General features: G+C 61.5%; 12 protein-coding genes, 1 pseudogene and 1 riboswitch. Of the genes and pseudogenes, 4 read left to right on the forward strand and 9 right to left on the reverse strand.

Going from position 1 to position 12754, the window contains the following annotated elements:
- Positions 1-107 precede the first annotated feature (107 nt).
- Positions 108-1247 carry an iron-containing alcohol dehydrogenase gene (locus B0G69_RS33830; protein WP_121324485.1) on the reverse strand — a complete coding sequence of 380 codons (1140 nt, stop codon included), beginning with the start codon at positions 1245-1247 and terminating at the stop codon, positions 108-110.
- Between the two features lie 150 nt (positions 1248-1397).
- Between B0G69_RS33830 and B0G69_RS33835 the strand changes: the two genes are divergently transcribed.
- Positions 1398-2327, forward strand: coding sequence for a LysR family transcriptional regulator (locus tag B0G69_RS33835; protein WP_121324486.1), 930 nt, complete (start codon positions 1398-1400; stop codon positions 2325-2327).
- A gap of 196 nt (positions 2328-2523) precedes the next feature.
- On the opposite strand, the gene B0G69_RS33845 is transcribed toward B0G69_RS33835, so the two are convergent.
- The 7 genes from B0G69_RS33845 to B0G69_RS33880 form a co-directional block, all read right to left on the reverse strand.
- Positions 2524-2772 carry a hypothetical protein gene (locus B0G69_RS33845; protein WP_241991608.1) on the reverse strand — a complete coding sequence of 83 codons (249 nt, stop codon included), beginning with the start codon at positions 2770-2772 and terminating at the stop codon, positions 2524-2526.
- Between the two features lie 40 nt (positions 2773-2812).
- A complete protein-coding gene (locus tag B0G69_RS33850; RefSeq protein ID WP_147440813.1) occupies positions 2813-3241 on the reverse strand; it encodes a hypothetical protein in 429 nt (142 codons plus the stop codon).
- Positions 3242-3554: 313 nt separating this feature from the next.
- Complete coding sequence (locus B0G69_RS33855) at positions 3555-4004, reverse strand: hypothetical protein (RefSeq protein ID WP_121324488.1); 450 nt, start codon at positions 4002-4004, stop codon at positions 3555-3557.
- Positions 4005-4798: 794 nt separating this feature from the next.
- Positions 4799-6007, reverse strand: coding sequence for a D-amino acid dehydrogenase (locus B0G69_RS33860; protein WP_121324489.1), 1209 nt, complete (start codon positions 6005-6007; stop codon positions 4799-4801).
- A 168-nt stretch (positions 6008-6175) separates the two neighbouring features.
- A riboswitch (glycine riboswitch) is annotated at positions 6176-6269 on the reverse strand.
- Positions 6270-6354: 85 nt separating this feature from the next.
- On the reverse strand, positions 6355-6678 hold the full coding sequence (locus tag B0G69_RS33865) for an aspartate/glutamate racemase family protein (RefSeq protein ID WP_199731455.1): 324 nt from the start codon (positions 6676-6678) through the stop codon (positions 6355-6357).
- A 355-nt stretch (positions 6679-7033) separates the two neighbouring features.
- Positions 7034-7498, reverse strand: a complete 465-nt coding sequence (locus tag B0G69_RS33875) for a VOC family protein (protein ID WP_121324491.1) — start codon at positions 7496-7498, stop codon at positions 7034-7036.
- Positions 7499-7788: 290 nt separating this feature from the next.
- Positions 7789-8244 (reverse strand): ribonuclease, encoded by a 456-nt coding sequence (locus tag B0G69_RS33880; protein WP_121324492.1) that lies wholly within the window; start codon positions 8242-8244, stop codon positions 7789-7791.
- Between the two features lie 618 nt (positions 8245-8862).
- Between B0G69_RS33880 and B0G69_RS33885 the strand changes: the two are divergent.
- A pseudogene (locus B0G69_RS33885) lies at positions 8863-9066 on the forward strand (FCD domain-containing protein); the annotation flags it as partial.
- Between the two features lie 169 nt (positions 9067-9235).
- Here the strand turns inward: B0G69_RS33885 and B0G69_RS33890 are convergent.
- Complete coding sequence (locus tag B0G69_RS33890; RefSeq protein WP_121324493.1) at positions 9236-10135, reverse strand: SDR family oxidoreductase; 900 nt, start codon at positions 10133-10135, stop codon at positions 9236-9238.
- Positions 10136-10234: 99 nt separating this feature from the next.
- Here B0G69_RS33890 and B0G69_RS33895 point away from each other — a divergent pair, with 99 nt between their 5' ends.
- Both B0G69_RS33895 and B0G69_RS33900 read left to right on the forward strand, forming a co-directional pair.
- Positions 10235-11077: a helix-turn-helix transcriptional regulator gene (locus B0G69_RS33895; protein ID WP_121324494.1), complete on the forward strand. Its 843-nt coding sequence runs from the start codon at positions 10235-10237 to the stop codon at positions 11075-11077.
- A gap of 500 nt (positions 11078-11577) precedes the next feature.
- Positions 11578-12366 (forward strand): response regulator transcription factor, encoded by a 789-nt coding sequence (locus B0G69_RS33900; RefSeq protein ID WP_121324495.1) that lies wholly within the window; start codon positions 11578-11580, stop codon positions 12364-12366.
- Positions 12367-12754 lie beyond the last annotated feature (388 nt).

The raw sequence follows: 12754 nt of genomic DNA on the forward strand, positions 1-12754 counted from the left end.
TGCTGTCTCCATCGTTTTTATGTCGCCGTGCGTGTCCCCGTGCTCACCGCGATTGCCAGTGAGCCCTTCGCACGCGCAAACGGGATGATGCCTACCGCGAACCGCCTTTACATCGACGCTTCGAGCATCGCGTGATAGTCGTCACTCGACGCTTCGACCGGATTGGTTTTATGGCTATGGTCCTTGAGCGCGCCCGCGACGATGCGCGGAAACATCTCGCGCGTCACGCCGAGTTCGGCAAGACCGAGCGGCAGGCCGAGCGTCGCGGTCATCGTGCGGATCGCGGGCCCGACTTCGTCGCCCGCGTTCAGCCCCATCGCTTGTGCGAGGCGCTCGAGTTTGCGTTCTTCCCGCATCGACGGCGCGTCGCGATTGAAGGCAATCACAGCCGGCAGGAAGATCGCGTTGAGCGTCCCGTGGTGAAGGCGCGGATCGATACCGCCGAGCGAATGACTCAGGCTGTGCACGCAACCGAGCCCCTTCTGGAACGCGAGCGCTCCCTGCATCGACGCGCTCATCATGTTCAGGCGCGCCGTGCGGTCGGACGGATCGCGGGTAGCGCGTTCGATGTGCCGCCATGCGCGCCAGAGTCCGTCGAGCGCGATGCCGTCGGCGGGCGGATTGAACGCGGGCGCCATGAAGGTTTCCAGGCAATGCGCGATCGCGTCCATGCCTGTTGCCGCCGTGAGTCTAGGCGGAAGGCCGAGCGTCAACTCCGGATCGCAGATCGCCACCTTCGGCACGACATAGGGCGACAGCACGCCCACCTTGCGGCCGTCGTCGAGAATCAGGATCGCGCCCCGACCGACCTCGCTGCCGGTTCCCGCCGTGGTAGGGATAGCGATGACGGGCGCGGTCGCCGACGTGATGCGCGCCGCGCCCCCTTCCACCACCGCGAAGCTCTGCAGCGGGCCGCTGTGCGTGGCGCACACGGCGACGCCCTTCGCCAGATCGATCGACGAGCCGCCGCCCACCGCGATCACGCCATCGCATTCGTGCATGCGATACATGGCAACGGCGGCGCGCACGGCCGCTTCGTTCGGGTTCGGCGGCGTGCGGTCGAACACGCTCGCGGGTGTCGCGCTGGACAGCTTCGCGAGCACGGTGTCCAGAATGCCGGCGGCGCGAATGCCCGCGTCCGTGACGATCAAGGGCCGCCGGGTGCCTACGCGCTCACATTCAGCGGCTAGGAGACGGATCGCACCGTAGTCGAACTGGATCTGCGTGATGTAGTTGATCAGGGACATGTTGATTGACAGAAAGTTATAGGGAGGCGATGCTGGCGTCCGGCAAAAGCGGCCGGCGCGACAGACGCATCTATTTACGCAGTATATTGGCCGTCCCGATGCCGCGATATTGACAACATTTGATAGCGCTATAACTTTTTGTCAAGCCTGATGACCCCCACACTCAATTCGATCATGTCGCGCCTGCACGTTAAACAGCTGCGTCTGCTGATCGCGCTCGGCGAGCACGGCTCGCTGCTCGGCGCGGCCAAGCAGCTTGCATTGACGCAGCCCGGCGCGAGCAAGGCCCTGCACGAGATCGAGACGACCTTTGGCACGCCGCTCTTCGTGCGCACCAATCGTGGACTCGCACCCAACCCGGTCGGGCATTGCGTGATCCGCTACGCGCGGCTGATCCATACCGACCTCGCGCATTTGCGCGAAGAGATTGTCGGCATCATGCGGGGTTATGGAGGGCGCGTGTCGGTCGGCGTCATCATGGGCGCGGTGCCGCTTCTGACCGATGCGATCACGTCGGTGAGCGCGGAACAACCGGAGATGTCGGTCGAGATCGTCGAGGATACGAGCGCCGCGTTGCTCAGCCAGATCGATGCGGGCCGGCTCGATCTGGCCATTTGCCGCACCAGCGTGAGTCAGACGCCTTATCTGTACGACAGCGTGTTCGTCCAGCACGAGACGCTCGCGGTCATCTCCAATACGGCGCATCCGCTCGCGCGCCGGCGCCGGGTGTCGCTGAAGGATCTTGCCGATTACCGCTGGGTCGTCTATCGCGCGAATATGCCGATGCGGTTGCTGCTCGAACGCGAATTCCAGGACGCCGGGCTGCGCTTTCCCACGCATCTGCTGGAGACGACTTCCGCATTCGCCACCTTGTCACTCCTGCAGAAGAACGTGTCGCTCGTCGCGCTGGTATCGATCGATGTCGCGCGCTTCTGTACCGGGCATGGCGTCGCGTGCACGCTGCCGCTGCAACTGTCGTCGAAAAGCGAGCCTTATGAACTGGTCACGCGACGGGATGCGCCACTCTCGCCGGGGGCGCGCATGTTGATGGACGCAATTGTCGAGCGCGGGCGCAAATAGGTGTTTTCAGGCAGCGAGCTGGCGCATCGAATTCGCAAGGGTCAGCTCGATTTCGCGAATCTCGGCCTCAAGGATGCCGCTGCACCCGCCGTAAGGAATGCTGTCCTGTTCAATAGGTAGCAAACAGCTCCCGGCGCGATCCAGCGTACCCATCCAACCTGACAGTGCCGTCGAGCCCGCTCGCCTCGCACCGGCCTCAGTGCCGGCCGTCGTCATCAGGATCGATGCCGATCATTCGCAGCGTGTCGCGGATCAGGTCGATCTCCGCCCACGCTCTTTCCAGCGACCCTGCCTCAAATGCCGCCGGGTCTTCGCGCCCTTGGGCTTTGCGGATCACGTCGACCATCGCGCAAAAAGCGAAGGCTTCCAATTCGGGTGGGAAAGCTTCGTCGGGGAAGCGGTCGTGTTGGTCAATCATCAGTGAGTAACGGCGCGGCGAGACCAATCTTTACAGGTTCGACGCCTGGCATATTGGAGGATCGCCCCTAAAACACTCCGACGCCCCTGATCCAGCGCGGAAACGTCCCCCTAACTCGCTCAGTTCGGGCGCCAGGGAACACCTTCTGCGCCTCGTTCACTGCGGTCGGTCTGCTGTCGGCGCTGCCCTTCGTCGCCGCCGCGATCGGCGTGCAGCCTACGCGGCGATCGAACGGCTGATCGGATGCGCGCGCCGCGCCGGCGTTGCGTTGATGTCCCTGAGGGTGATGAGAAACGGCGAGAACTGTCACGGCGATTTGCGCGTGGGTTCGGAGCATCGCGATGCCATCGATCTGCTTTCGAACCGCCTCGGCAATCTCATCGGCCTCGATGAACTGATGTGCTGCCAGGAGCCGGTTCAGCCCAACGCGGCCCATCGGGAAAGCCAGATTGATCCCACGACGAGAGCCGACGCCGCGACAGGGTGCGAGTCTCATCCCTGAGCCGCACCGGGCCACTCACGCGCGAACTCCGCTAGGCCGTGCCGCAGACAGGCCGGGTCATCGCTAATCCGGCACACAGTATCTCGCCCCCGGCAGCCGAAACGTGGTCCGCTTCATCAGACACGGCTGTTCGAGCGTCATGACATCCCGTCGAGGCATCGTGCAGCCGTTGTCCCACATCATCAGATCGCCGGACAAGACCTTATGCCGATAGACGGCGGACGCTGACTTCGGGCGCCGCCAGATGACAAACCCCGTCTGTCTTCCCCGTTTTTTTTTCATCAAAACCCGGTCGCACCATCCGGACTCACTGTTCGGCGCGCTCACCCGCTGGCTGCCTGCACACGATAGCCGTCAGCACCATTGGAATAACCGAATGAACAGCAGCCGTGCTCCCAGCGCCCGTGAGAAGACGCTTGACCGAGTCCGCCGACCCGAGCACCACCACACCGTAGACTGCGCCTGACGGAGGATTCCCGTCGCCAGCTTTGAAAAGAGGATCATCCGGCTGGTAGCCGAAAACGGCATGAACGCTGAGGCCAAATGCCGTCAATCCCGCTCCGCTCGTCGGGCGAAACGCGTTCACCGAGTTTGCCTCGACCCGCATGGCAGGGACCGCGATAGACTGGGTATCGACGAGACTGGTAACGAATTCGTGCGCAGTTTCTCCGCATGTCAATTGGTCGTCCAAGGCGTGGCCGAATGCCGACGCTGGAACCATAGCAACGATTGCCAACAACTTCGAGAGCGGTCGCATTTGCACATTCTTCCTTAATGTGATCCTGGAAACGCTCACCGCGTTTCACGCCTCCGGACGGAGAGCCCCAAGATCGGGCACTCCTTGCGCTGACGCACTTTCAAGCATCTCCCGTGCCACTCGCGCCTGTCACCACCTCATATCTTAAACGGCTCCAGATGGACGCGCTTCCCTCCCCCTCCCTTCGTTAGCGAACGATGCCGGTGCCAGATTGTGTTCGGGCAGAACAGCCACTTCCCGACGGCCGGCGCACAACTGCGCGGGTACGCCGACCCGCTGCCCGAGGATTTACGCGGCCGTCGACCCACACTTGTGCCACACGCCTCCATGGCTCCTGCTGGATTCCCCTAACGACGAATCCGGCTTGGTCGCGACGCTGTTCGGGGCGCACGGTATGCCAACACCGGCGCGCACGACACACTGTTCAGCGATGAATCTCTATCTGGACCTCGCGATGTGGATGGAAGCAGTCACCATATTTACGTCGCTGGCGATGCCACTGCTGTCCCAGCGCGTGGATGACGGCACGCTCAGATTGCTGAACCTGACAGAGCCGATGCCCAAGATCGGCATGTACCTCGCCTATTCCAGCGAGGCACTGCTGATCGCCACCGCTCAGGATTTCATCCGGCGCCTGCGATCCAAACGGGACGGCGACGACGAGGGACGTATGCCCGCCGGCATGCGCTACAGCGACACGCGCGTTGCGGTTGGCGTTCGTCAGTGCACGTGGCGGATCATCTCTCACGCACATAGCGCGAGACATGATCCGACAGTGAGGTGGCAAGTCGATGCTACATCGCGCTCGCAACAGCTTGCGCCGTTGCCGCCGACAACGTCCAGCCGAGATGACCGTGCCCCGTGTTGTAGAACACCCCGCGCCGTTTTCCACGGCCGACCTTGGGCAGCATGCTGGGAAGCATCGGCCGCAAACCAGCCCAGGGAATCACGCGCGAAGTCGATACCTCGGGAAAATATCGCCGCGTCCAGTCCACTAGCGGTGCGATGCGGTCCGAACGGATATCGCGGTTAAAGCCGTTGATTTCCGCGGTACCGGCCACGCGGAAACGATCCACGCCGAGACGGCTCGTCACGATCTTCGCACTGTCGTCGAGCAGGCTGACCCACGGCGCGTGCTGCTGGCTGGTGTTGTCGTCGAGACAGACGGTGATCGAATAGCCCTTCACAGGATAGATATTCACGTGATCGCCGAGCATCGCCGCGAAGTCACGGCTTTTGACGCCGGCGCAGACGACGATGCACTCGAAACTGAACGGCTGCGTTTCGCCTTCGAGATTGACCAACAGCGAAAATCGGCCTTCGGCACGCTGTTCGATCGACGTGATCTGCGCGTCGTAGTGGAATTCGACGCCGTGTCGTTCGCATGCCTGAGCAAGTCCGCGCGTGAACTTGTGAATGTCGCCGGTCGAATCGGACGGCGTAAAAAAGCCACCATAAAAGTCGCCACGCAACGTGGGTTCGATGCGCTGCAATTCGCCTGCACTGACCGGGTTGCGCTCAAGGCCGCCTTCGCACAGCAGGTCGTTCACCTTGCTCGCGGCGTCGAATTCCTTGCTGGTCTTGTAGATATGCAGAATGCCGCGCCGTTCCAGATCGAAGTCGATCCCTTCTTTTTCAGCAATCGAAAACAGATGCTCGCGCGCGGCAAGCGCGAGCCGCACGGTTTCGACCGTATTCGCGCGATAGTGCGGAATCTGCCGCAGGAACTCGCCCATCCACGAATATTTGTGCCACGTAGGCAGCGGATTGAGCAGCAGCGGGGCATCGCGCGTGAGCATCCAGCGCAGGCCCTTGAGCACGGTTGCCGCGCTATTCCAGACTTCGGCATTGCTCGCGGAAAGCTGGCCACCGTTGGCGAACGAGGTCTCCATGGCCGCGTAGCGGTGGCGTTCGAACACGGTGACGTGATGGCCGCGCTGCGCGAGCGCGTGAGCAGTCGTGACGCCGGTAATGCCGGCGCCGATGATGGCGATTCGTGACATGACATGGTCCAGAGTAGTTGAGCATCGCCGATGTCGATTTCGTGTTGACTGATTCGAAATCGGCGTCGATGCCCCATCTGTCCATGTACCTGAGAGTTTCTTCCCGCGCCAGGGCAAGCAGGCGGGGAATCCCCTTCGGTGGGCGCGCGTGCGCCGCTCTCCAGATGTTCCTGCTGCGCGGTCCTTTTGCCTGAGAGTTTCCGGGGCGGTTGCTCCGTCGGCGTCGTCGCGAATCCTTGACGATCTCTCCCGCGCTGCATCGCAGAACGGCTCGACAATACCGGGCAAAAAAAATTACCGCAAGTCTTTCGTGCAATGGTCGGCAGCATGGATCAATCCGTCACTGCTCATAGCGAGTGAGCAAGCGAGATCTCTGATTCACGCGCCAATAATTCGGAAAGACCCTTCGAGAGTCCGACGATGAGCTTGAGTGGCGGTTTGGCGAAACTGCCGCTCTGTGCGCGCATCGTTGTGAGACGGGTCAATACTTGCGCCTGACAGACACCACTCGATACACCGTCGACAACCGGCACCGGCAACAGGTTTGCCACACTGCGCGCCAATCCTGCGAACGGCGCGCCAGCCAGAATCAACACGTCCGCGCCGTCTTCTTCCACCGCGCGACGGCTCAGTTCGATGTGGCGAGGCCGGCCGCGGCGAGTTCCTGCCATGCGCACGACCCGATCCGGCCAAGCCCCGCCGCCGCAAGACCGAACTGCCGCTGTAGTACAGGTACTCTCGAAACTTGCCTGAGCAATTCAGCCGGCAAGCGCCGAACCGATTGGATTGCGTCGTGCGCGGCCAAAGCCGGCCTTGCAGGGCCGATAGCCGGCGCAGGAACGGGATGCCACGGGCGGCCGGGCGTTACTTCGGCTGCTATGTCCGCGCCACTGTGTCGGGCGATTTTTCCGACCATACGCTGGCGAGTGATGCGCACCTTCACACCTGCGGTGCAGGCGCCCGTGGGTCTGATCATTGTGCCCTATCGCGCGATGAAGCAGGCGATACAAGGGCTTCTGTTATCCGTCATCCCGCATAGGCGGCTTTCAACGCGGCAATGTCGAGCTTTACCATTTTCAACATAGCGTCGAAAACGCGCCTGGCCTTTTCGGGGTCCGGGTCGGCAATCATCCTGAGTTGATCGGTTGGCGTGAGCTGCCACGAAACGCCGAAGCGGTCCTTCAGCCAACCACATGCCTCGGGCGAACCGCCTCCCTCGAGAAGCGCGTCCCAGTAATGGTCGAGTTCCTCCTGCTCATCACAGTTGACCATGAGGGATACCGAGTGGTTGAACGCGTCGGATCCGTCTGCGCTCATCGCGATGAAGGGCTGCCCAAAGAGAACAAACTCGACGACCTTTGTGGAGCCGCCGCTCGGCACCGGCGTGACCCGAGTAATGCGTGAGTCCGGAAAGATTGCCACGTAGAAAGCGGCGGCCTCCTCGGCTTGCGTGGAGTACCAAAGAAAGGGAGTGATCTTCTGAATCGTCATGGCAAATCTCCTGTCAGTGTCGGCCAAGGCGGAGCGCAGGCCGCGTGCCACTACCGGGACGACGAAGGAAGACCATCACAATCGACACGGCGAGAATGAAAGTTTCACTTCGGTTCAAGGATCGGATCGGAGAAGCCTCTTGCGATCCGTGGCATCTGGTTGAGACGAGGCGCTGCCTTGTCCGTTACAACGCGCGCACCCAAGGCGTCTTCTCGGGATCCTACGGTGAATACCACAACGCCCCGGCGTCTCGCTTGTCGGAGACCCTGGGGGCGTGTTCATTGCTCAAGTTACCCTGCAATGCGTTTAAAACTGACGTAGTAATCATCGGTGTAGTAGCAGTCGCCGGTCTGCTTGCGCGGTCCACCACAGACGATGCGCCGCTGTCCGCGATCCGTCGAGCCGGGCGTGCGAACTGTGTATGTGTGGTAATAGCCGCGCTCGTGCTGCGGCAGCAATGCCGCGCTGTTGCGGAACAAGACGCCGTCTTCACCAAAGGGGTATGGGCCGCCCGCCTTGATCAGACGCAATGTTTCGGCTGCCTCCCCAGGCAACTGCGCCTTGGTGATGGTGGCCGGCGCGCCCGATGCCGAAGGAGTCGTGCTCGCGGCCTGCCCGGGCTGAGCCGGCGCCTCGCCCGCGGATGCGCCGGCTTCCGGAGTAGCGTTTTGCGATCCTCCCTTGCCGCATGCCCCGACGATCGCGCTCAAGGCGAGGATGCAGGAGAAAGCCCACGCTCGCTTCATGAAACGATGTCTCCGGGTTGACCAGCATTAGCGGACCATGAACGATCTAAGGGTATCTCCAACGGCAGAGTGAATCAATGTCCGGCCGGAAATAGAAAAGTGATGAAGCAGCAGTCTCATTCGCTTGAGCCGATCACGGCGCAATGGTCGCAACGATAACGGGCACGAGGGCCGCGCTTGCGCACCGCGGCGCAAACGACCCAATCAGCAAAGCCGTAAAAACTGCCGGATTCACCCGCTGCGTCCAATCGATCAGCATATCGTTCTGACTGCACCCCGAATCGACGACACCGCGCCGCCGCGCCACGAGAGTTCGTAGTTTTCGGTTGGGCGGAACAACAACACACTCCCCAAACAACGTGAAGGCCAATGTCGGACGATTTAATCGCCTCCAGAATTGACCCACGTCTTGCGCTCGACGGTCCGCATCCCCATCGAGCGCAAGCCAGCTCCTTCCAGACTCGGCAGGTGTCTGAGGAGCGGCAAAAAGGAACATGAAGTTCCAGCGGAAAATCAATGCTCGATCCTGCGCTTCGTCACCGAAGGCTCGAGCGATCGCGAGATGGCCGAATCCCGGTCGATGTCGGCGCACAACATCGGCTATCACTTGCGGCACCCGCCATGTGGGACTGCGCGCGCAGCGATCCACTGCGGGACAACATCGAGGAGCACTTTCACACGACGGCATTGCGGGAGGCTTCGCAGGAAGACCATCAGCGGATTTGCGCCGCCATCATGGCCCGTGATCCGGCCGCGGCTCGTGAGGCGATGCAAACCCATCTGGCGCGAGTGGTCAGCGAGTTGACGCAAGCCTGGCGGTGAATACACTCATCCAATCGGACCATGCTTCTGCCATGAGCGCAGTCGCCAACGCACAGCGGTCGTCGGCGAAGACCGACGACCGTTGTGCGTTGGCCGATGCGCACGGGCGACCGGCGCATGTCCGACGGTTCTCAAATGGCGTCCGACAAATCGAGCGCGACCGCGAAGATTACGTCAATGCCTGAACGTAGCGCGCTTCGTCGAGATCAGAGATCAGCGTCGGGCCCTCCGGTTGCCAGCCCAGACGCGCCCGCGTCTGCGCACTCGATGCCGGCATATCGAGCGCGGCGAACATCGCCATCCATCCGAAGTGCGCCGGCGCCTCCTCACGGGTGATCGAGACGACCGGCACATTCAGGCCGCGCCCCAGCGCCTGTGCAATCTCGCGAACACTGACGCCCTCTTCAGCGACCGCGTGATAGCGCGCACCGGTTTCACCCTTTTCGATCGCGAGCCGGTACAGCCGCACGACGTCCGAAAGATGCGCCGCCGGCCAGCGGTTTTGCCCCTCCTCCACGTATGCGCAAACGCCTTTATCTCGCACCAGCCGGATAAGCGGTGTGATGAGGCCCTGCCGGTACGGGTTGTGCACTTGCGGCAGGCGCATCACCGACACGTTGATCCCTGAGTCGAGCAGCGCATGGCCGGCCAGTTCCGATCCGATGCGCGGGTTCGGGTGCTGGGTGTTGAACACATCCTCGGTGGCCGGTTGCCCGTCGGCGCGGCTGCCGATACCCGTGCCGGACGTGATGAGAAGCGGACGATCGGAGCCGGCAAGGGCGGCGCCAAGTGCCGCGATCACACGCTTGTCTTTCTCGCAGTTTTCCACGAAGCGGGAGAAATCGTGGTCGAACGCGAGGTGAATGACGGCGTCCGCCTTCTCGGCGCCGCTACGCAGGGTAGCGGTGTCTTCGAGCGTGCCGCGATGGACTTCGGCGCCCACCGCGGCCAGCGCCTGCGCGCCCGCGTCGGATCGTGTCATGCCGATCACTTGATGACCAGCTTCGATAAGTTCGGGAACCAGCGCCGAGCCGATGAAGCCGGTGGCGCCCGTTAGAAAGATACGCATTGAGAAGTCTCCAGGGTGGTCACCCCATGCACTATGCGATCATCCGCTATCCTGTTGAAGTAGTGACTTTATCCCGGTAAAACGACTAACAGGCTCCTCATGTCAGCGAACGCCGCCCAAACGCTCGGGGATTTCTTGCGCAGTTGCCGCACGCGGCTCGACCCGGCCAGCTTTGGCTTCTCGGGTCGCAGGCGCACGCCGGGACTGCGCAGGGAAGAAGTGGCCCAGCGCGCGAACATCAGCTCGACCTGGTACACGTGGCTCGAACAGGGTCGCGGCGGCGCGCCCTCGGCGCAAGTGCTCGAACGCATCTGTGCAGCGCTGATGCTGACGGACACCGAGCGCGAACATCTCTTCATACTGGGCCTCGGGAGACCGCCAGAAGTGCGCTACCGTTACGTCGACGGTGTGAACCCGCGGCTCCAGCGCGTGCTCGATTCTCTCGACGCCAGCCCGGCGATCATCAAGACCGCGATGTGGGATGTCGTTGCCTGGAATCGTGCCGCCGCGGTCGTGCTCACCGACTACGGCACGCTGGCGCCGGGCCAGCGCAACATCCTGCGCTTTCTGTTCGGTGACCCGAACGTCCGCGCGAAGCAGCACGACTGGGAGAGCGTCGCACACTTCGTCGTGGCGGCATTCCGGGCGGACGTGGCGCGTGCCGGGCTAACTTCCGGAGTGGGTGATCTCGTCGACGACCTGTGCCGCACCAGTCCTGACTTCGACCGCCTGTGGCGGGAAAACCGGGTACTGAGCCACGGCGAGGGCGAGAACGTAAAACACCTCCTGCATCCCAAGCTGGGCCCCATCGCGATGGAGTATTCACTGTTCGCTGTCGATGGTCGGCCGGATCTCAGCATGCTCGTGTACACACCGCTCGACGCTCAGATGGCAGAGCGCATTCGCGCTGCCGTTACGCAACATCGATTGATGGCGGCGTGACGCTGAGCTAACAGTTCGGGCCCGCATAACATATCCCGCTCCATCTTCATGGCGGCCCACTTCGGCACGCAGCCGCACCAGTTCCGCCTGCTCCGAGCCCACGGGTTTCGCGCCTGATCCGCCGGTCAGCCTTCATCCGGTTGTACAGCGTCTATTCAACCAGAGCTGCTGGTGTCGCCCCACCGCCGCCATGCTTTTCCCGGCCCTGCACTCGACGAAAACAATTGCCAACCCGTTCGAAGTGGCGGCGCCCCTCATATGGGGGGCTGCTTTGACGCGCGACAGCGCCTATCTTGATTTTACGAACCTCGCAAGTCATGTGGCTCGACAGTGCCGAAGGCACAGGCCTTCATGTGCCCAGCATGAGGTTTACACGGGGATTTTGGCGCCTTTCCAATTACTCCATTGATACGGTCAAGGTTCCAATTTCGCACTCCTCCCATTTCTTCTGCCGGGTTCTCCATTCGCCGATCTGCTGATTCGGATGAAAGAGGTCATATATGAACATATTGTTAGTGGAAGACAATCCTGCGCAAGCTGCCGCTGTCGAGAATGCCATGCAGGAATCGGGACACAGAATAAGTAAGGTCAACTGTGGCGATAGCGCGATGCGCTTTCTCAGAAGTAATGAAGTCGATCTCGTGATGCTCGACTGGCAATTACGAGGAACAACTGGGCTCGAGGTACTCCAATGGATACGTGGCAATCTGGGACGCGAACAGGCGGTGCTATTCCTTACTGCCAGACTCTCGGAGGCCGACATTGTGCAGGCGCTTGAGGCAGGTGCGGACGACTACGTCGTCAAGCCGTTTCGAGCGGACGAGTTAGCCGCCAGAGCTGGCGCATTATTGCATCGGACCACACGCAATGAGAACACAGCAAAGGCAGTGTCGGTCGGGTCATATATCCTCGACAGAGGGCGGCGTACCGTCTCTCTTCACGACACGCCGGTAGAGTTGACAGCGAAGGAATTTGACATGGCTGCGTATCTCTTCGCGAACGTCGGGCGAGTGGTTTCCCGGGACCTTTTTGCGAAGCTTGTTTGGGGCCGCGAGCTGGACATCACCTCACGGACGGTCGATACGCATATCTATCGGCTGCGGCGAAAACTATTCCTGCATCCGGATAATGGCGTGTGCCTGAGTACCGTCTATACCCACGGCTACAGACTGGACGAGGTCGCTTTAACAACCGCGACGAGCGACGCATTTGCAAGGCAGGGTTTCGGAAAGACTGTTGAACTTGCTGCGCGGTGTTCCAACGGATCTGGCAGCAGTCGAGTTCGATAAAAGCACGTGAAGATCGGCCCACGTAGCGGATACGTCGACGACGGAAATGATGGAATCAGACACCCATCGCTCGATAGCCCGGAAGGCTTTTGCAGGACCGCTTATCGTGCGGTCGACTGAATCGCGTTGGAGACTAAAGGCGATTTGCATTCCGCTATTTCAGTGATCAAATTCACTATTGTTGTCAATCTGACATTCAGCGCTCAAGTAGCATGAATGTTGACGGTTATCTCTCCCCTGGGTGTGACCGTTGGTTGTTCAATCGAAGGTTCTTTTACGCGCGCCCTCTTGCGGCGCGCTTTTTTTGTCGGCCGCCACCGAAGCGCCGCTTCGAACAACGTCCTCCGCGCCCACGCAACAGCACGAGAAACCGACCACTGTCAGATTT

This window comes from Paraburkholderia sp. RAU2J, assembly GCF_003634845.1.
In the GTDB taxonomy this organism is placed as follows: domain Bacteria; phylum Pseudomonadota; class Gammaproteobacteria; order Burkholderiales; family Burkholderiaceae; genus Paraburkholderia; species Paraburkholderia fynbosensis.

Excerpts from the sequence above, each read along its gene's own strand:
- B0G69_RS33830 (WP_121324485.1), bottom strand. The coding sequence starts at position 1,247 with ATGTCCCTGATCAACTACATCACGCAGATCCAGTTCGACTACGGTGCG.
- B0G69_RS33835 (WP_121324486.1), top strand. The coding sequence starts at position 1,398 with ATGACCCCCACACTCAATTCGATCATGTCGCGCCTGCACGTTAAACAG.
- B0G69_RS33850 (WP_147440813.1), bottom strand. The coding sequence starts at position 3,241 with ATGAGACTCGCACCCTGTCGCGGCGTCGGCTCTCGTCGTGGGATCAAT.
- B0G69_RS33855 (WP_121324488.1), bottom strand. The coding sequence starts at position 4,004 with ATGCGACCGCTCTCGAAGTTGTTGGCAATCGTTGCTATGGTTCCAGCG.
- B0G69_RS33860 (WP_121324489.1), bottom strand. The coding sequence starts at position 6,007 with ATGTCACGAATCGCCATCATCGGCGCCGGCATTACCGGCGTCACGACT.
- B0G69_RS33865 (WP_199731455.1), bottom strand. The coding sequence starts at position 6,678 with ATGGCAGGAACTCGCCGCGGCCGGCCTCGCCACATCGAACTGAGCCGT.
- B0G69_RS33875 (WP_121324491.1), bottom strand. The coding sequence starts at position 7,498 with ATGACGATTCAGAAGATCACTCCCTTTCTTTGGTACTCCACGCAAGCC.
- B0G69_RS33880 (WP_121324492.1), bottom strand. The coding sequence starts at position 8,244 with ATGAAGCGAGCGTGGGCTTTCTCCTGCATCCTCGCCTTGAGCGCGATC.
- B0G69_RS33890 (WP_121324493.1), bottom strand. The coding sequence starts at position 10,135 with ATGCGTATCTTTCTAACGGGCGCCACCGGCTTCATCGGCTCGGCGCTG.
- B0G69_RS33895 (WP_121324494.1), top strand. The coding sequence starts at position 10,235 with ATGTCAGCGAACGCCGCCCAAACGCTCGGGGATTTCTTGCGCAGTTGC.
- B0G69_RS33900 (WP_121324495.1), top strand. The coding sequence starts at position 11,578 with ATGAACATATTGTTAGTGGAAGACAATCCTGCGCAAGCTGCCGCTGTC.